The organism is Bacillus sp. 22483, from assembly GCF_052044605.1.
GTDB lineage: Bacteria > Bacillota > Bacilli > Bacillales > Bacillaceae > Bacillus > Bacillus altitudinis.
The window spans coordinates 1-17,850 of record NZ_JBQENU010000003.1 but is presented as its reverse complement, the minus strand read 5'-3'; the positions used below and the strand labels follow the sequence as shown (position 1 = coordinate 17,850).

The following is a 17,850-nucleotide window of genomic DNA, read 5'->3' as shown; positions in this document are numbered from 1 at the left end:
AAAAAGACGATTTCATGCGTATATACGGCGAATATGAGACAATATAAAAAAGGCAGCTGTTGTTTCAGCTACCCTGTCGTTTTGACATCATTTGCTTGGTGCAGTAATTCTTTTGCATGCTGTTTTGTGAGCTCAGTGACTTCTACACCAGCAATCATTCGGCCGATTTCACTCACTTTTTCATCATCACTTAGTGGTTTGACGTTCGTCATTGTTCTACCAGCTTTAGCGCGTTTAGAAATAAAAAGATGTGTATCAGCCATTGCTGCGACTTGCGGCAGATGGGTAATACAGAGTACTTGTGAGCCTGCTGCTACTTTATAAATTTTTTCAGCAATGGCTTGTGCGACTCTGCCGCTAACGCCCGTATCCACTTCATCAAATATAATGGACGTCACTTCTTGTTTCGCTGAGAAAATACTTTTCACTGCCAGCATGACACGCGAAATTTCTCCTCCAGATGCTACTTTTGACAAAGATTTCATCGGTTCACCCGGATTTGTAGAAATGACAAATTGCGCTTGATCTATGCCATTTTTCCCGAGCTGTACGGGTTTTCCATCTAAAAGCGGGCAGTCCGTACTGCCAAATGGTGCATATCGAATCGTAAAAGCGGTATCAAAAGAAGACTTCTCCATATATAAATCCTTCAATTCAGCTTGAATTTGCTTCGCCAGTTTTTTCGCCCATTTTTTACGGAGCTCTGACACGTTGAGCGCTTCAAGCAATGCATCCCGGCTTATCGCGTCAAGTTTGTTTTTAAGTGTCTGCAAATGGCTGTCTCGATTTTGGATTTGGTCTATCTCCTCTTCAATCTTAGCCGCATATTCTAAAATTTCCTCAACGGTTGTGCCGTATTTTCGCTTCAGCTGCTTCATCTCATTTAACCTAGACTCAATAAAATCAAGACGGGCTGGGTCAAATTCTAATTGATCAAGCATGCTGCGCATTTGAAAAGTAGAATCTTCTAATAAATAATAGGAGTTTGACACTTGCTCAGAGAGCTTTTTCAGATCGTCGTTGATCTCAGAAACTTGCTCAAGCTCGCTTGAAGCCATTCCAACCCAATCAAGTCCTCCCTGCTCATTACGCAGAGCATTATATGCGTTTTGAAGCGAGGAAAAGATTTTTTCAAAATTGCTAATTTGATGACGTTCCTCTTGAAGCTTCTCATCTTCTCCAGGCTCTAATTGTGCCGCTTCAATCTCTTCCAGCTGAAATTGCAATAAGTCTAACCGGTGAACCATTTCCTGTTCATTTTCAGACAGCTGTTTGAGCTTTTGCGCTGTCTTCATATATTGATCATACGCTTCCTGATACTGTGAGAGAGCAGGTGCAATTTCATCTGCTCCAAATTGATCAAGCAAATGCAAATGATTTTCATCTTCCATTAACAGCTGATTATCGTGCTGTCCATGTATATCAAGCAAAAGCCGGCCAACTTCTCTTAAAAGCGAGATGGTGACAAGCTTACCATTAATGCGGCAAATGCTTTTCCCGCTTTGATTGATATCACGGCGAAGAATCATCATTTCATCAGATGCATCAATTCCTTGCTCCTCACAAAGGGCAAATACAGGATGATCTGCTGGTACAAGAAAAAGACCTTCAAGCTCTGCTTTTTTTTCGCCATAACGGACAAATTCGGATGATCCTCTTCCCCCTACGAGAAGTGAGACAGCGTCAATCATGATTGATTTTCCGGCACCTGTTTCCCCTGTTAGAACTGTGAGTCCTTTTTCAAACGAAACCGTTAACTCCTCAATGATTGCAAAGTTTTTAATGGTTAGTTCTGCTAACACTCATTTGACACCTCTTTTTGTAAACCTGATCTCTTTATAGAAGCTCTAAAATTTTGGACGAAACGGTATCCGTATCGTCTGGCGTGCGGCAAATGATTAAGATGGTATCATCCCCACAAATGGTTCCCATAATTTCTTCCCAATCTAAATTATCCATTAAAGCACCGATGGCTTGAGCGTTCCCAGGCATTGTTTTTAGAACGATTAAATGACTGGCAGCATCCATTTTAATAAATGCGTCCATTAAGGAACGCTTTAATTTTGATAGCGGGTTAAACCGCTGATCTGCAGGAAGGCTGTATTTATATGTTCCATTATTTGTTGGCACTTTGACTAAATGCAGTTCTTTGATATCTCTTGATACGGTCGCCTGTGTGATGTTATATCCATCCGCTTTCAAAATATCGACTAATTCGTCTTGTGTTTCGATTTCTTGGCTTGCGATAATTTCTCTAATCTTAATATGTCTTTGACCTTTGTTCATTTTGACCCCCCTAGGCGTTAGAATCTCAGTTTGTCTTTACGTTCTATGTTATATGATGCACACTTCAAAAAACAAGCATTACGTGAGAAACGGTTAATTCTGATCTTTTGACCATGTAAAAAGGAATAATAGCGAGATATTATTCCTTTCAGCATGTAGACAAACCCTCGCATTCTTTGTCAGTCCTGCGCTCTGGTGCTCACGAATCCAAAATTCGCTCCGCGCCAGTACTCGCCCTTCCTAGACTGCAAAAGTTTTCTATCACGCTGAAAAGAAGACAAAGGGCTAAAATCAGGTTCATTTTAGCCCTTTGTCAACAATCTAAAAGGAATAATAGCGAGCTATTATTCCTTTTGTTTCAATAATTCATGTGTCAGCCGGCTCAGGACTGTTTTTCTTTTCTTTCAATACGGCATGGGCTTCTTTGACGACTTTTTCAAGTTCAGATACTGGAAGTGCCGTATTCTCTTCTTGATCAGGATGCAGGACCAAGTGGAGGAGAAATTCGATATTTCCATCTCCGCCTGTAATGGGTGAAAAAGAAACATCCTTTACATCATAGCCTTCTTTTGCAGCAAATTGATTCATTTCTTCTAGCACACCAAGATGTACAGAAGGTTCTCGCACAATGCCTTTTTTTCCAACAAGCTCTCTGCCCGCTTCAAACTGCGGCTTTACTAGCGCAATACAGTCGCCGCCTGGGATAAGAATATGCTTTAATGCGGGAAGAATGAGTTTGAGCGAGATAAATGATACATCAATAGATGCAACCTCTGGTAATCCTTCGGTGAAATCTGCCGGAACAGAATGGCGGAAGTTGGTGCGTTCCATGACGATCACCCGATCATCCTGTCGTAATTTCCACGCAAGCTGATTGTAGCCAACATCCACAGCATAGGATTTGACTGCTCCATTTTGGAGTGCGCAATCTGTAAATCCCCCTGTTGATGAGCCGATATCAATTAAAAGCTTTCCTTCAACGGTTAAATCAAATTCTTGAAGTGCCTTTTCGAGCTTTAGCCCACCTCGGCTGACATATTTCAGCGGATTCCCCTTCACAGTCAGCGGGGTATCACGAGCGATTTTTTCTCCTGGCTTATCCAAACGGTTTTCATTTGAGTAAACGATCCCTGCCATAATGGCGCGTTTTGCTTTCTCTCTCGTTTCCATTAGTCCTTGTTCGACTAATAAAACGTCAAGTCGTTCTTTCTTTGATGTCATGATCCAATTCCTTTTCTTGGTGCTGCGGGAAGCAGGTCACGTAACGTTTCAGCAGCCTGTGTTTTCGTCAGTCCAATTTCCTCAAGTAGCGCATCGACACTTCCATGCTCAATAAATTCATCTGGAATGCCCATACGTTCTACTTTTATATGAGACGCTTTTTTGTCGTGAATATATTCTAGTACGCTGCTGCCAAATCCACCCTGTAGCACCGCTTCTTCTATTGTTAAAATTGGCAAACCTTCAGACAGTATCTCATTTAACATGCCTTCATCAAGAGGCTTAATGAAACGTGCATTGACAACACGAATTGATTTTCCTTCTTTTTGCAGTTCTTCTGCTGCCTGCAGCGCCATTTTAATGGTTGTACCGAATGTTAAAATGACAGCATCTTTCCCGGGACGAAGAACTTCCCAAGAACCAATTGGGATGGTTTTCAGCTGTTCATCCATTTTGACGCCTAGTCCATTTCCACGCGGGAAGCGCATGGCAATTGGACCATCATCATATTGAATGGCTGTGTTGACCATATGCTGTCCTTCATTTTCATCTTTTGGCATCATGAGAACCATATTCGGCATATGACGCATGAAAGCAATGTCAAACACACCTTGATGCGTTTCTCCATCTGCACCGACAAGACCTGCACGGTCAATTCCAATGAACACATTGAGATTTTGACGGCAAATATCATGCAGCACTTGATCATAAGCTCTTTGGAGGAATGTTGAATAAATCGCTAAAAATGGCTTCATGTCCTGTGTAGCAAGTCCAGCTGCCATTGTTGCAGCGTGCTGCTCTGCAATTCCAACATCAAACATTCGCTCTGGGAATTCTTTTGCAAACCCTTCAAGCTTTGAGCCAACAGGCATTGCAGGTGTAATTGCGACAATCCGCTCATCTTGCCGTGCCAGCTTTCTGACGGTTTCACTGACGAGACCACTCCATGACGGTGCAGCTGCTGTCGGTTTCACAAAGTCACCTGTATCAATTTTGTATGGACCTGTTCCGTGCCATGTGCCGATCTTATCAGATTCGGCCGGCTTATAGCCTTTTCCTTTTTTCGTGATGACATGAAGGAGAACCGGGCCTTTTGTTTTCTTTGCGTACTCAAGATTCTCAAACAAATCTTCATAGGAATGTCCATCTACTGGTCCTAAGTAAGTAAAGCCCATTTCCTCAAAGAACATACCAGAGACAAGCAAATACTTCAGACTGTCCTTGATACGTTCTGCTGTTGCAGCAAGCTTCCCGCCTACTGCTGGGATACGCTTGAATAAGTATTCAAGCTCGTCCTTTACCCATTGGTATTTACCAGCTGTACGTAGTCTGCCAAGCATTGTATGGATCGCACCAACGTTTGGCGCAATACTCATTTCATTGTCGTTTAAGATCACAATCATGTCTTTTTTTTCATCCCCGATATGGTTCAGTGCTTCTAACGCCATACCGCCGGTTAGTGCACCATCGCCGATAATCGGGAGAATGTATTCATCTGTTCCTTTAATGTCACGCGCTGCCGCCATTCCCATTGCACCAGATAATGAGGTTGAACTGTGTCCAGTCTCCCAAACATCATGTTCACTTTCATTTCGTTTAGGGAAACCGCAGAGCCCTTTATATTGACGAAGTGTATCAAACTCGGCGCCTCTTCCAGTTAACAGCTTGTGAACGTAAGACTGATGTCCAACATCCCAAAGAAATTTGTCTTTCGGGCTGTCAAATACTTTGTGAAGTGCAACAGTAAGTTCAACGACACCAAGGTTTGGACCAATGTGCCCACCAGAGTTCGCTAACGACTCAATTAAAAACGTGCGAATGTCCGCACTAAGCTCCTCTAATTCTGCATTTGACATTCCTTTTAGAAACGTTGGATTTTTTATTGATAAAAGATCCAATCAGGATCAACTCGCTTTCAACAAAATTTCTATCTACATATATAATGCCTTATTCCTATGAAAACCAATTCAGGAATAAGAGTTGTCTCATCATGATAAACTGTTTACAGTTTACCACAATTGCTCGAGGACCCTCAAATCTAGGCTGTTTTTAGTGATCTCGTGAGGCAATCAGATCGCATAAATCATGCAGCAATTTTTGCTCTAACTCAAGATTTGAGACAATTTCTTTCGCACGAGTAATATGTTCATCCAGCTTTTCTTTTGCTCCTGAAAGCGTTAATAAAGAAGGATATGTCGACTTTTCATTTGCTGTATCGGAGCCGATCCGCTTTCCTATTTTCTCTTCGCTGCCTTCAAGATCTAAAATATCATCACGGATTTGAAAAGCAATGCCAATATGATAGCTGAATTCTCTCAGCTTTTCGATCTCATCATCAGGTGCACCTGCCAGTATCGCACCAGCAACCACACTAAAGGTGAGTAGCTTTCCTGTTTTGCGAGCATGAATCGATTCTAATTCAGAAAGAGGGATTTGTTTCTGTTCTGCTTCCATATCATCAAATTGCCCGCCAACCATTCCGAGTGCACCTGCTGATGTAACAAGTTCATCGATGATTCTAAGCTTTTGATCAGCAGGTACATCGTCAGATAATTGCGATGTAATCAGACGGAAGCTTTCAGTGAGCAGCGCATCACCTGCAAGAACGGCTGTTGCCTCGCCATAAACTTTATGGTTGGTCGGCTTTCCTCTGCGCAGATCATCATCGTCCATACAAGGAAGATCATCATGTATCAAGGAATACGTATGAATCATTTCCACTGCACAGCCTACTGGTATACCGTCTTCTTCCCTTTTTCCATACGCATCTAAAAGAGCAAGAACAAGAACAGGACGCAGTCTTTTTCCGCCAGCTTTCAGAGAATAAAGCATAGAAGATTTCAGTTCTTCTGGAATAGACAATTCCTGCACGTATGTAAATAAATAATCTTCAATTGCTTGTTTTCGTGTTGTTAAAAATTCGTTTAAGTTACTTGTCACCAGCATCTGCCTCCTTCACTGAAAAAGGAGCCAGTTCACCGTCCTCTTTTAAAATGAAATCCATTTGCTTTTCAACATGCTGTAATTTTTCATGGCAAAGTTTTGAGAGTGTCATGCCCTCTTGGAAATAGTGGATGGCTTGTTCTAGCGGTACATCGCCTTCTTCGAGCTTTCCCACAATCTCTTCAAGTCCTTTCATGGCCTCTTCAAATGTCATTTGTTCTTCTTTTTGTTTATTTGATTCTGTCATGATGATTGCCCTCCTTCTCAATAACCTCACAAATCAGACGTCCATCCTTCATTGTAATCGTCAGTTGATCCTTCATTTCTACTTGATTCACACTTTTAATGAGCTCATCTTCTTTATAGGCTAAACTATAGCCTCTTTCCATGACTTGAAGCGGATTTAATGCATTTAGTTTACCAAGAACCGATTGGAACTGCGAATGAATTGATTTCATTTGCACATTCATGCTCCGAATGAGCTGTTCTGTTTCATTGGCGTGGCGTTTTTTCGCCTGAAGCAGCTGCTCTTTTGGATGAAGCGGCTTCAGCCTATATGTTTGGCGGTCAAGTTGACTGCGTTTTTGTTCCATTTGTCTTGTCAGCTGTTTTTGAAAACGATCAAATACCATATCAAATTGCTGCTCTTTTTGCTCTTGTAATCGCTTTGGAAAACGGAAAGCATAAGAGGATTGAAGTGCCACAAGACGGTCTTTTGCTTGTGACGTTCGATTTTTCACTGCTCTTGTTAACCGAATGTCGATTGATTTGATTCGTTCGATTAAGTCGGCGGTGCTTGGAACAGCTAGTTCTGCTGCTCCTGTTGGTGTGGGTGCTCTCATGTCTGCAGTGAAATCACTAATGGTAAAGTCTGTTTCGTGCCCAACCGCAGAAATGATTGGAATGTCTGATGCGAAGATCGCTCTTGCGACTGCTTCTTCATTAAAGGCCCAAAGTTCTTCAATCGATCCTCCGCCTCTCCCGACAATCAAGACATCACAAAGCTGTTTTTCATTGGCTTCTTTAATCCGTTCCACAATCGAACGCGGAGCATTTTCTCCTTGGACTAATGCCGGAAGCACAATGATCTTGGCCTGCTGATAGCGCCGATTGATCGTGGTAATGACATCTCGAACAGCTGCTCCCGTTGGGGATGTAATAACACCAACAACCTCTGGAAATTCAGGAATTGTTTTTTTATAGCGCTCATCAAATAAGCCTTCACTTGCTAGTTTCTTCTTCAGCTCTTCATAGGCAAGATGAAGAGCACCAACACCATCAGGCTGCATTTCTTTTGCATATAATTGATAGCTTCCGCTCGGTTCGTAGACTTGAATTCCGCCACGTACGAACACTTTCATTCCGCTCTTTGGTGAAAAAGGCAGCTTGGACGCGGAGCGCTGGAACATGACAGCTTGCATACGTGCATTTTCGTCCTTTAAGGTGAAATAAACATGACCTCTTGAATGAATCTTCACATTTGATAACTCACCTTTGATCCAAATATCTTCTAAATGAGGGTCAACATCAAATTTTCTTTTTATGTATTTTGTAAGGGCTGTGACCGTCACAAAGGCTTTTTCACTCATGACGTATTCCTCCTCTTCAAAAACGCACATTCATCCACCGGCAGCACGCAGGTGGATGAATGGATCAAGCTTATGATAATGTACGTTTTGCTGATTTAACCGTATTGTGTGCAAGCATCGTAATTGTCATTGGACCCACTCCGCCAGGGACTGGTGTGATGTAAGAAGCTTTTTCTTTTGCTGCTTCAAAGTCAACGTCCCCTACAAGTTTCCCCGTTTCTAGACGATTGACTCCTACATCAATGACAATAGCGCCTTCTTTAATTTGGTCAGCTTTAATAAAGTTTGCTCGACCGACGGCAACAACTAAAATGTCCGCTTTTAACGTATGTTCTGAAATGTTCGCCGTTCTTGAATGACAGTAGGTGACGGTTGCATTTTCGTTTAATAGCAATTGTCCAACTGGTTTGCCGACGATATTGCTTCGTCCTACAACGACCACTTCTTTACCAGAGAGATCCACACCTGTTTTGTTCAATAATTCAACAATACCTGCTGGTGTGCAAGGGAGGAATGTGTCTTCCCCAAGTAGCATTTTCCCGATATTCAGCGGATGAAAACCATCTACGTCTTTCTCTGGTGAAATTCGTTCAATGACGGCTTTTTCAGAAATATGTTTTGGCAGTGGAAGCTGAACAAGAATTCCGTGGAATTGATCATTTGCATTGTACTGATCAATCATCTTTAGCAATTCCTCTTCTGTTAAAGAAGCATCTAAATGATCAAGCTGGAAATGCATGCCCATGGCTTCTGCTGCTTTTTTCTTCCCGCGTACGTAAGAAAGTGAAGCCGGATCATCACCGATTAGAATAACGGCAAGACCAGGTGTGACTCCTTTTTGTTTTAGCTCTTCTACTTCTTTTGCTAATTGTTCACGCTTTTCTTTTGCTGTTTCTTTCCCATCGATGATTGTTGCTGTCATGTCGAATCCTCCTATTACTGCTTTAGGTCGTTTTTAATGTTTGAAAGTACACCATTTACAAATTTCGGCGCCTTATCGTCACCGAACAATTTAGCCAGTTCAATGGCTTCATTCATTGAAACACTCACCGGGATATCTTCTTGATATACCATTTCGTACACAGACAGCCTTAAAATGGCTCTGTCTACGTTCGCAATACGATCAAGTTTCCAATTCACAAGATGCTGTGAAATCATGTCATCGAGCTTGTCCTTTTGTTCGAGCACACCGAAAACCAGTTCCTCGAAAAAAGGATCTGATTCTTGTTCATCCAGCGCATGTGTAATGGCCTCTTTCGGATCAATATTGCTGACATCAATTTGAAATAATGTTTGTAGCGCCTTTTCTCTTGCAGTTCTTCTTTTCATTATTTACTCCTTTAACCACTTTATCCGCTTGTCGTTAAGCCATACAGAGATCATAACATATTTTGACCGTAGTCGCACCAAGATCCATGCGAGCTATGACGAAAAACGAATCACTCCATGCGTGACGTAATCATCATGCGGAATTTTCCCAAAAATGGGCTTTAAAAAACCAAAGAGGCAATGCCTCCTTGGTTTCACTTCAACCCTTTTTACATTTCTTGATCAACTTCAGCTTCAGCTGTTTTTGTATCAAATTGAATGCCGACGACATGAATGTTGATTTCATTAATCGTTAAGGCCGTCATGTTTAAAAGGGTTTGACGGATATTTTCTTGAACAGCAGTGGATACCTTTGGAATGGATAGGCCAAATTCAACCACACAATACACATCAATTGTGATGCCTTCATCAGAGACATCTACTTTCACACCTTTACGGTGATTTTTCTTCCCAAAGCGTTCTGCCACATCAGCAGCGAAGTTGCCGCGCATTTCCGCAATTCCTTCGACCTCTGATGCAGCGATCCCAGCAATGACTTCAATCACTTCTGGCGCAATTTGCACTTTTCCCAATTGATCTTCATCAAGGTTCATTTCAAGCAAATTGTTTTCTGACACGATCATTCACCTCCGAAAGCTGTTATTATTTCATAATTTGATACGTTTCTAAAAACTTCGTATTAAAATTACCGCTCACAAATGTTTCGTGCTCTAGTAATCTGAGGTGGAATGGAATCGTTGTGTAGACTCCTTCAATGACGAATTCTTGAAGCGCACGTTTCATTCTTGCAATTGCTTCTTCTCTCGTTTTACCATATGTGATCACTTTCGCAATCATACTATCGTAATATGGCGGAATCACATAACCAGGATAAGCGGCAGAATCAATACGTACTCCTAAACCGCCTGGCGGGAGGTACATTTTAATTTCACCAGCAGAAGGCATGAAGTTTTTCTCAGGGTTCTCTGCATTAATACGACATTCAATCGCCCAGCCTTCGTATACGACATCCTCTTGCGTAAGAGAAAGCTTTTCACCTGAAGCTACTTTGATCTGTTCTTTGATCAAATCAACACCAGTGACCATTTCCGTTACAGGATGCTCTACTTGGATACGTGTATTCATTTCCATGAAGTAAAACTTCTCTTCATTATAATCGTAAATGAATTCAACCGTTCCAGCACCTGTGTATTCAACAGCTTCGGCTGCTTTTACGGCAGCTTCACCCATTTGCTCACGAATATCTGCATTTAGTGCAGGTGATGGCGTTTCTTCCAAAAGCTTTTGCATTCTTCTTTGGATAGAACAATCACGTTCACCTAAGTGAATGGTATTCCCATGCTGATCAGCAAGGACTTGAATTTCAACGTGTCTAAAGTCTTCAATGAATTTCTCCAAATAGACACCTGGGTTCCCGAAGTTTTGTGCTGCTTCCTGCTGCGTGATGGTGACACCGTTAATGAGCTCTTCTTCTGTGCGAGCCACACGGATACCTTTACCACCGCCGCCTGCAGTTGCTTTAATAATGACAGGATACCCAATACCAGCTGCTGTTGAAACAGCATCATCAAGATCTTTTACAATTCCTTGAGAACCAGGGACAATTGGAACACCAGCTTGCTTCATTGTTTCTCTTGCCACATCTTTCGTTCCCATTTTGGAAATTGCTGACGCAGTTGGTCCAACAAAGATGACATTACATTCCTCGCAAAGCTCTGCAAAGTCTGCATTTTCAGCAAGGAAACCATATCCTGGATGGATGGCATCTGTACCTGTTAGTTTTGCCACACTGACAATATTTGTCACATTTAAATAACTATCTTTTGAAGCAGTCGGTCCGATGCAATATGCTTCATCAGCCATTTGAACATGCAGCGCATCACGATCCGCTTCAGAAAATACCGCAACTGTTTCAATTCCAAGCTCTTTACAAGCACGGATGATTCTAACTGCGATTTCTCCTCTGTTTGCAATTAATAGCTTTTTAATCATGATCGTACTCCTTACTCTGCTTTCACTAGAAAGAGGGGTTGTCCGAATTCTACAAGCTGACCGTTTTCAGCTAATACTTCGACGATTTCGCCTTTTACTTCTGCTTCGATTTCATTAAACAGTTTCATCGCTTCAACGATACATACAACTGAGTTTTCCTTCACTTTAGAACCTGTTGTCACATATGGATCTGCTTCTGGTGAAGAAGAAGCGTAAAATGTGCCAACCATTGGGGATGTGATTTTATGCAGGTTTTCAGACGCAGTTGCCTCTTGTGCAGGGGCTTCGGTCTGAGCTGGAGCTTGTGCTTTAGGAGCTTGTTGAGCTGGAGCTGCTTGGACAGGAGCCACTGGTGCTTGTGCCGCAACTTGCTGAACGACTTCTTTATTTTTCTTTAACTTGATTTTTGCACCTTCGTTTTCGTACGTAAATTCATCAATTGTTGATTCGTCAATTAATTTAATTAGTTCATGAATCTCTTCAATTTTTAACATGGATTTGCACCCCTATGTATGGATTTATCTTTTTTTATAGGCTAGTACTAAAAGTACATACTATAACCATCTTACAGGAGGATTTCGTTGAATTCAACTATTAATGTGATGAGACTCCTCGCACAAGCACCTGAAAAAGGGCGTCAACCCGCATGAAAAAACGCCCTTTTCAGAAAAGGGCGCTTGTGCATTTTTTATTGATTCGATGGCTCAAAAGTGACGGCTACGTTATCAAGCCCTCTCATTTCTTTTGTGACCAAATCAATAATATCTGCTGCTTGGGACTTTGATTTTTTATCAGAACGAACCGTGATGTTCACTTTATCTCCTTCTGCACTGACGAGCGCATCTTTATATCCTTTTGTTTTGATTAATGTCTCCAGCTGACGCTCTGTTCCTTCTGCCTCACTAAGTGCTGTCATTTGATCATAAGCTTCACTTTTCTCTTGCGCTGTTGCATCATCGCTAGACACGATTTCGTTATACTCTTCACGCTGCTTGCTGCGCTTATCTTCCAGTTCAAGTCTGTAGGTTGTGAAAAGTTCATCGTCGGTCTGCTCTGAAACAGCCTTTCCTTCTTCTCCACTTGTTTCAACATCTTCTTGTTTCGCATTGGTTTCTTTGTCAGTTGATTTCTCTTCTGCGTTCTTTTCGGTTCCTTTGTCAGTCCCTTTTTCTGGCTCAGCCTTTTTCTCTTCCATTCCTTTTGATTTTGTATCTTCTACTGTCACAGCATTCTCACCTTGTGGAGACATGATATAGTACACACTTAATACGACAACTAAACTTAGCATCGTTAATAGCCAAACCGTTTGTTTTTTTAACATCATTCCGAATCCTCCTTGATTTTTTTAGGGGCAACAGCCACTCTATGGCTCGGTACATCAAGCACTCGTGTAACCGCTTCAATGATGGTTTTCTTTATTTGAACGTTGTCTACTCCTTGAGCAACAACGAGGACACCTCGAATGGCTGGCTTTTTCGTTTGGACAACAACAGGTGTTTCTTCATTTCCATTTTTAATAATGACAATCTCTTCTTCTTTTGTTTGATCCGTGACACTTCGCACGCCGCCTTCTTTGTCTGTTTCCTCGGTCGTAGTGCTTTTATTGGATTTGTTTTTTTCAAACACTTTTAAAGAAGTTGCGTCTACATTTACTACGATAGAAACATCCTCAACACCAATGATCGTTTCTAAAATCTCTTTCAGCTGATTTTCGTATTCTTGTTCAACATCCTCTATCGAGTTGTTTGACTTACCTGAAGAGGATGGTTTGAACACCGCCTGCTCTTCTGAGGATGTTTTTTTAGACGCAGGAACAGCAGCCTCTTGTTTGCTTGATGGCGGTGACAAAATTTGACTGACTAACATGAATGACACGCCGATGATGAAGACAAGCAGTAAGTAATGGTGCTTCGTTAATTTTGGTTTCCCTTCACCTTTTTCAGGTGCTTGGAACATTGATTTCAGTTTTTGTCTCCAGTCTTTGTTATTCATGATCTGCTGCGTCACCTCCCTCAATGTTCAGCGCAATGTGTTCAGGCCGTGTATTCCATACATCTGCAAGCGTCTCTTTCACCCTCGCCATCTCTTTTGCTGACGCCCCGGCGCTTTCCTCCTTTTGCCTGGAGAGATCAATGTCGACCTTTGCCACCGTTTCTACAGCATCACCTGTGAGCGGGACAAGGACTGCTTTGATGCGAAATTGATCTGCCTCCATATTCTGATCAAGGTGCTCCTCATCTGCCAACACTTCTACGTGTTTCATTTCATAGCTCTCCTTCTCCAGTGGCTCCTTTGCGCTTTTTTCTAGTTGGACAGCCATTTGCTTTAAAATATATGCACGCTGTGAAGCTTGTATTTCTTTTTTTTCTAAATTCACCTGATTTTTTATTTCTTCTGATTGCGCTTGGTCCTTCCCTTTCATGATTTCTGAGAAAATTTGGTCCGGATCTGCCCGGAATAACGCAAAGATCGGATTGAGCATCACCACAATCAACAATAAGCTGACGACCATTTTTGCATACTTCTGCATGCTTGAATTGGGAAGCAAAAGATCAATCACAATCGCAAATAAAATAAACAGAATAATACTTGTGATCCATTCTGTGAGAAAACTCAAATGGTGTCCCCTCCTTACTTCATCATCATGGTGAGGTTGCCAGCTGTGATGATAACGGTAATGCTTAAAAAGAACATAAGCGATACAACAGCTAATGCAGCAAATATATAAAGAACACTTTTTGAAATGACATCAAGGCAGCTTATAATCGGCCCGCCCCCTAAAGGCTGAAGAATCGCAGCGGCCAGTTTATAAATCAGAGCGAGCGACAGCACTTTAATCGCTGGGAAAGCCGCAATTGAAATCAAAATGGCGACGCCTACAAGGCCAACCGTATTTTTCAGCAGCACAGAGGCGCTGATAACGGTATCTGTCGCATCAGTAAACATTCTGCCAAGGACAGGGATGAAATTTCCGGTAATAAACTTGGCTGTGCGAAGAGCGATTCCATCCGTGATAGCAGCAGATGCCCCCTGTACAGAAATGACGCCGAGGAATACAGTTAAAAAAACAGCGAGCCCGCCAATGGCGACATTTCTTAACAGCTGGGCAAGCTGGGTCACTTTGTATTGTTCGGTCAATGTACTGACGATGCTCAAGATCGCTGATAAAAAGATGAGCGGAAGAACGACATATTGAATAAAAACACCGCTCGTGTTCATTAAAAACAAAATCACAGGATGAAAGAATCCGGCTGAGACAAGCCCGCCTGATGAGGCAATAAGTGCTAATAAAAGAGGAATAAGAGCAAGAATAAAACTAGTCATCGTTTGAATGGCTTCTGTTGCATAAGAGATCGCAACATGAAAACTGTTTAATGCAATAATGATAAGCACCATATAAACAAGAGCGTATGCAACTTTACTAACAGTGCTTTGTTCAAACGCATTTTGCAAAAGCTGCAAAAGCGAACAAAAGATGGTGAGTAATATAAGTGTGCCTAAGAGCTTTCCATTGGCAATCAGCTCATGAAACAGATAATGAACAAAAGCCTTCAGCCACGTTTGGGGAGATAGCTCTTTATCGCCATCGATCATTTCCTTCACTGTACCTTTTTGGCTTTCAGGCAGAAATCCGCCATACTCGTCCAATATCGTTTCCCAAAAGTCACTGATAGAATGAAGCTCTAAGGCATCAGCCTGTCCACCCGCAACTTCTTCTGCGACCGGTTCTTCACTTGATAAAGGCACACTTTCTTCTGCACCTGCATACGGAACGATCATCCAAAAGAACATCATAAACCCTAGCACAGCTGTCACCCGTTTCATCATCATCACCTCTTTTCCATCAAGTCATGGACGGGATCATACCTAGGATCGTCTCAATGATGACCGTTAAAATCGGTACCGCCATGACCAAAATAAGAATCTTGCCGCCAAGCTCTATTTTTGAAGCGATGGCGCCTTGTCCCGCATCCTTTGTGAGCTGGGCACCAAATTCTGCAATATAGGCAATGCCAATGATTTTCAAAATGGTTTCAACGTATTTCATATTGACGCCTGCGCTTGCTGCAATTTTTTCAATCATGGAGATAATGGCATAGATTTGATCGATTAGATAAAGGAAAATGACACACCCAGTAAACACAATAAGCATAAAGGCGAAGGTTGGCTTTTGTTCTTTGACAATTAATGCTAGAAAAGTAGCGATTAAACCAAGTCCAACAATTTGAATGATTTCGATTTGTAAGCCCTCCCCTATCCTTGAAATAGAAATACGGCTTTAATCTTCTTAAACAAATCATCCACAATGGTAGCAACCATAAATAAAATGTAGATAAATCCAAGCAGTGTCACCCACTGTGCGTACTCTTTTTTCCCCATTTGATCTAAAATCGTATGGAGAAAAGCCACAACGATACCCACTCCCGCAATTTGGAAAATGACGTTTACATCAACGCCCATGCTCTCGACTCCCTTCTTCTCACATCAATAACAGAATCAGTAGTAACCCACTTAGAAAACCAAGACTTCTCACCATTTTTTCATTTTTCGCTTGGGCAACTTCAGCTTCTTTTTCCTCTGATTCCAAATGGCCTAAAGCTAGCTTGATATATTTTTGCTGAGCCGTCACATCATGCTGACCAAGGGTTTCTCCAAAGTGCTTCAGCGCCTCATATTCGCCTTTTTTTAATACGGTTTTTTTCCATACATCCTCTAGACTTTCATTCCATGCATGCCTCGCAGAAAAGGTTCCGACGTTGAGTTTTTCTGCAAATTGTTCAAATAGCCGATTCACAGGTGGTCCTACTTGGGACGCAATTTGGTCAGCGGCTCTAGCTAAAGGTGTTTGACCATACATAATTTCAGCTTCAAGAGATTGGAGTGCAAACCGGAGCTGGCGGATTTGCTTTGGCCGATCACTGTACCGCTTCGCAAACTCGAATCCTCCCCATGTCGTAGCCGCAACAATGAAAATAGCACCAATAAGCTTTAACATACGTCCACTCCCCGCCTCCTCTTCAGCTCTTGTCCCTCTTGGTCAAATATCCGTCCGATCGTGCCAGGCCCCTTTTCTCTATTTAATTCCACATATCGATCAAACACACGAAGCTGCCATAACGGTTCAAATGATGGCCGTTTAGATAAGTCTTCAAGAGAATACCCATGAGCTGAGACGATAATGGTGACTCCAGCATGGATTGCTTCTAGCAGTGCCTGTACATCTTCACTTTTTCCGATTTCATCGACAATGATGACTTCTGGGCTCATGGACCTGATCATCATCATTAACCCTTCAGCCTTTGGGCACGCATCAAGTACATCAATCCGGTGTCCAAAAGAATGCTGCGGCACTCCTCTTATACAACCTGCGATTTCAGATCGTTCATCTATAATCCCTGTTTTTCTAGGAGAAATGGCTGTTGTTCCTGTACTGACAAGACGTGCTAGATCACGCAGCAATGTCGTTTTCCCGGTTTGCGGCGAACCTATAATCAGTGTGTTACACCAATGTTTTTCATATAAATAAGGGAGAAACGGCAAAGCAATTCCGATCTTCTCTTTTGCGATGCGAATATTAAATGAAGAAATATCTCTTAAGCCTTTGACGAATCCATTTTCGACGATGACCTTTCCAGCAAGCCCAACCCGATGTCCGCCAGATATGGTGATATAGCCCTGTTTTAACTCTTCCTCCAGTGTGTACATGCTGTAATTACTGAGCCTGCCTAATAGCTGAGCCGCATCTTCACCTGTTGTATGATAGGAAAGAAAGCGGGGTTTTCCTCCTTGCATCAGCTCAATTGGGCGATCGGTGCGAATGCGGATTTCTTCTATTTGCGCCCACTCTGCTTCTTTTAACATGCTGAGTTCTTGTCCAATTGAGTGCGGGAGAATATCCAACAAACTCCGCAACGAATTCCCCTCCTTTTTTTCTTCTCTAAAATGTATGATGCATGCCGTTAATTATGCCAAGCCATTTCACTTATAAATTCCAACAAGAATAAATACGACACCAATGAAAATAAACACAAGCTTCGCATAGGATAACTGCCCTGCAATTTGGTAGATTCCAATCGTCATCGTGATAATAAAAATGAGCGGCCCGATGATCGCTAATATACTATTGATGACAACCGCTTTACGCACATCATTTGTCACTAAAATGAGGATGGCGGCCGTTAGTTCAATCGCGGCAGATAAAAACCTCATCCCTGCCATGGCAGCGACTGATGGGTGTATACCCGGGAGAAATTGTTTCATATAGAACCTCCAGCTTTTTTTACACTATATGCTTCACTAGCTAGAAGTAGTCTTGTTTTTCAAAAGGAAGAGAGATGGATGAGAGAATAGAGTAAGGGGTGTCATAACGAGGCGTCCTATTTTTCAAATAAAAAAAGACTGTAAACACGAAGTTTACAGTCTCAGATAGTTGACAAAGGGATAAAATGAACTTGATTTTATCCCTTTGTCTTCTTTTCAGCGTGATAGA

The 17,850-nt window shown here is 42.0% G+C and carries 21 protein-coding genes; all 21 read right to left on the bottom strand.

Going from position 1 to position 17,850, the window contains the following annotated elements:
• Positions 1–68: 68 nt before the first annotated feature.
• Complete coding sequence (gene recN, locus ACTJJQ_RS05420; RefSeq protein WP_073413970.1) at positions 69–1,802, bottom strand: DNA repair protein RecN; 1,734 nt, start codon at positions 1,800–1,802, stop codon at positions 69–71.
• A gap of 34 nt (positions 1,803–1,836) precedes the next feature.
• The gene (gene ahrC, locus ACTJJQ_RS05415) at positions 1,837–2,286 is read right to left on the bottom strand and encodes a transcriptional regulator AhrC/ArgR (protein ID WP_007501163.1); all 450 of its coding nucleotides are present in this window, start codon (positions 2,284–2,286) and stop codon (positions 1,837–1,839) included.
• A gap of 366 nt (positions 2,287–2,652) precedes the next feature.
• Complete coding sequence (locus ACTJJQ_RS05410; RefSeq protein WP_007501164.1) at positions 2,653–3,507, bottom strand: TlyA family RNA methyltransferase; 855 nt, start codon at positions 3,505–3,507, stop codon at positions 2,653–2,655.
• Positions 3,504–5,405: a 1-deoxy-D-xylulose-5-phosphate synthase gene (gene dxs / locus ACTJJQ_RS05405; protein WP_008342222.1), complete on the bottom strand. Its 1,902-nt coding sequence runs from the start codon at positions 5,403–5,405 to the stop codon at positions 3,504–3,506. Before dxs ends, ACTJJQ_RS05410 begins: the two co-directional genes overlap by 4 nt.
• A gap of 151 nt (positions 5,406–5,556) precedes the next feature.
• Positions 5,557–6,453, bottom strand: a complete 897-nt coding sequence (locus ACTJJQ_RS05400) for a polyprenyl synthetase family protein (protein ID WP_434083013.1) — start codon at positions 6,451–6,453, stop codon at positions 5,557–5,559.
• A complete protein-coding gene (locus tag ACTJJQ_RS05395) occupies positions 6,437–6,697 on the bottom strand; it encodes an exodeoxyribonuclease VII small subunit (RefSeq protein ID WP_003215880.1) in 261 nt (86 codons plus the stop codon). Before ACTJJQ_RS05395 ends, ACTJJQ_RS05400 begins: the two co-directional genes overlap by 17 nt.
• Entirely contained in the window at positions 6,681–8,039 is a 1,359-nt protein-coding gene (gene xseA, locus ACTJJQ_RS05390; RefSeq protein WP_440600002.1) for an exodeoxyribonuclease VII large subunit, read from the bottom strand. Before xseA ends, ACTJJQ_RS05395 begins: the two co-directional genes overlap by 17 nt.
• A gap of 70 nt (positions 8,040–8,109) precedes the next feature.
• On the bottom strand, positions 8,110–8,961 hold the full coding sequence (folD, locus tag ACTJJQ_RS05385; RefSeq protein WP_007501171.1) for a bifunctional methylenetetrahydrofolate dehydrogenase/methenyltetrahydrofolate cyclohydrolase FolD: 852 nt from the start codon (positions 8,959–8,961) through the stop codon (positions 8,110–8,112).
• A gap of 14 nt (positions 8,962–8,975) precedes the next feature.
• The gene (gene nusB, locus ACTJJQ_RS05380; RefSeq protein WP_008342218.1) at positions 8,976–9,368 is read right to left on the bottom strand and encodes a transcription antitermination factor NusB; all 393 of its coding nucleotides are present in this window, start codon (positions 9,366–9,368) and stop codon (positions 8,976–8,978) included.
• Positions 9,369–9,577: 209 nt separating this feature from the next.
• Positions 9,578–9,985, bottom strand: coding sequence for an Asp23/Gls24 family envelope stress response protein (locus tag ACTJJQ_RS05375; RefSeq protein WP_017357965.1), 408 nt, complete (start codon positions 9,983–9,985; stop codon positions 9,578–9,580).
• A gap of 25 nt (positions 9,986–10,010) precedes the next feature.
• Positions 10,011–11,360, bottom strand: coding sequence for an acetyl-CoA carboxylase biotin carboxylase subunit (gene accC, locus ACTJJQ_RS05370; RefSeq protein ID WP_008342217.1), 1,350 nt, complete (start codon positions 11,358–11,360; stop codon positions 10,011–10,013).
• Between the two features lie 11 nt (positions 11,361–11,371).
• Positions 11,372–11,854, bottom strand: coding sequence for an acetyl-CoA carboxylase biotin carboxyl carrier protein (gene accB / locus ACTJJQ_RS05365; RefSeq protein WP_019743732.1), 483 nt, complete (start codon positions 11,852–11,854; stop codon positions 11,372–11,374).
• 194 nt (positions 11,855–12,048) lie between these two features.
• Positions 12,049–12,681 (bottom strand): SpoIIIAH-like family protein, encoded by a 633-nt coding sequence (locus ACTJJQ_RS05360; protein WP_024718861.1) that lies wholly within the window; start codon positions 12,679–12,681, stop codon positions 12,049–12,051.
• On the bottom strand, positions 12,681–13,316 hold the full coding sequence (spoIIIAG, locus tag ACTJJQ_RS05355) for a stage III sporulation protein AG (RefSeq protein WP_373467216.1): 636 nt from the start codon (positions 13,314–13,316) through the stop codon (positions 12,681–12,683). The genes ACTJJQ_RS05360 and spoIIIAG overlap by 1 nt, the downstream gene beginning before the upstream one ends.
• Positions 13,317–13,344: 28 nt before the next feature.
• Positions 13,345–13,977 (bottom strand): stage III sporulation protein AF, encoded by a 633-nt coding sequence (spoIIIAF, locus tag ACTJJQ_RS05350; protein WP_098680824.1) that lies wholly within the window; start codon positions 13,975–13,977, stop codon positions 13,345–13,347.
• Positions 13,978–13,991: 14 nt separating this feature from the next.
• Entirely contained in the window at positions 13,992–15,185 is a 1,194-nt protein-coding gene (spoIIIAE, locus tag ACTJJQ_RS05345) for a stage III sporulation protein AE (RefSeq protein WP_017357967.1), read from the bottom strand.
• A gap of 19 nt (positions 15,186–15,204) precedes the next feature.
• Positions 15,205–15,618, bottom strand: a complete 414-nt coding sequence (spoIIIAD, locus tag ACTJJQ_RS05340; protein ID WP_440600066.1) for a stage III sporulation protein AD — start codon at positions 15,616–15,618, stop codon at positions 15,205–15,207.
• The gene (spoIIIAC, locus tag ACTJJQ_RS05335; protein ID WP_003153142.1) at positions 15,615–15,821 is read right to left on the bottom strand and encodes a stage III sporulation protein AC; all 207 of its coding nucleotides are present in this window, start codon (positions 15,819–15,821) and stop codon (positions 15,615–15,617) included. The genes spoIIIAD and spoIIIAC overlap by 4 nt, the downstream gene beginning before the upstream one ends.
• Positions 15,822–15,840: 19 nt before the next feature.
• Positions 15,841–16,356, bottom strand: coding sequence for a stage III sporulation protein SpoIIIAB (spoIIIAB, locus tag ACTJJQ_RS05330; RefSeq protein ID WP_007501189.1), 516 nt, complete (start codon positions 16,354–16,356; stop codon positions 15,841–15,843).
• The gene (gene spoIIIAA / locus ACTJJQ_RS05325; RefSeq protein WP_440600001.1) at positions 16,350–17,273 is read right to left on the bottom strand and encodes a stage III sporulation protein AA; all 924 of its coding nucleotides are present in this window, start codon (positions 17,271–17,273) and stop codon (positions 16,350–16,352) included. The genes spoIIIAB and spoIIIAA overlap by 7 nt, the downstream gene beginning before the upstream one ends.
• A gap of 66 nt (positions 17,274–17,339) precedes the next feature.
• Positions 17,340–17,621 carry a YqhV family protein gene (locus ACTJJQ_RS05320; RefSeq protein WP_017367580.1) on the bottom strand — a complete coding sequence of 94 codons (282 nt, stop codon included), beginning with the start codon at positions 17,619–17,621 and terminating at the stop codon, positions 17,340–17,342.
• Positions 17,622–17,850: the final 229 nt, after the last annotated feature.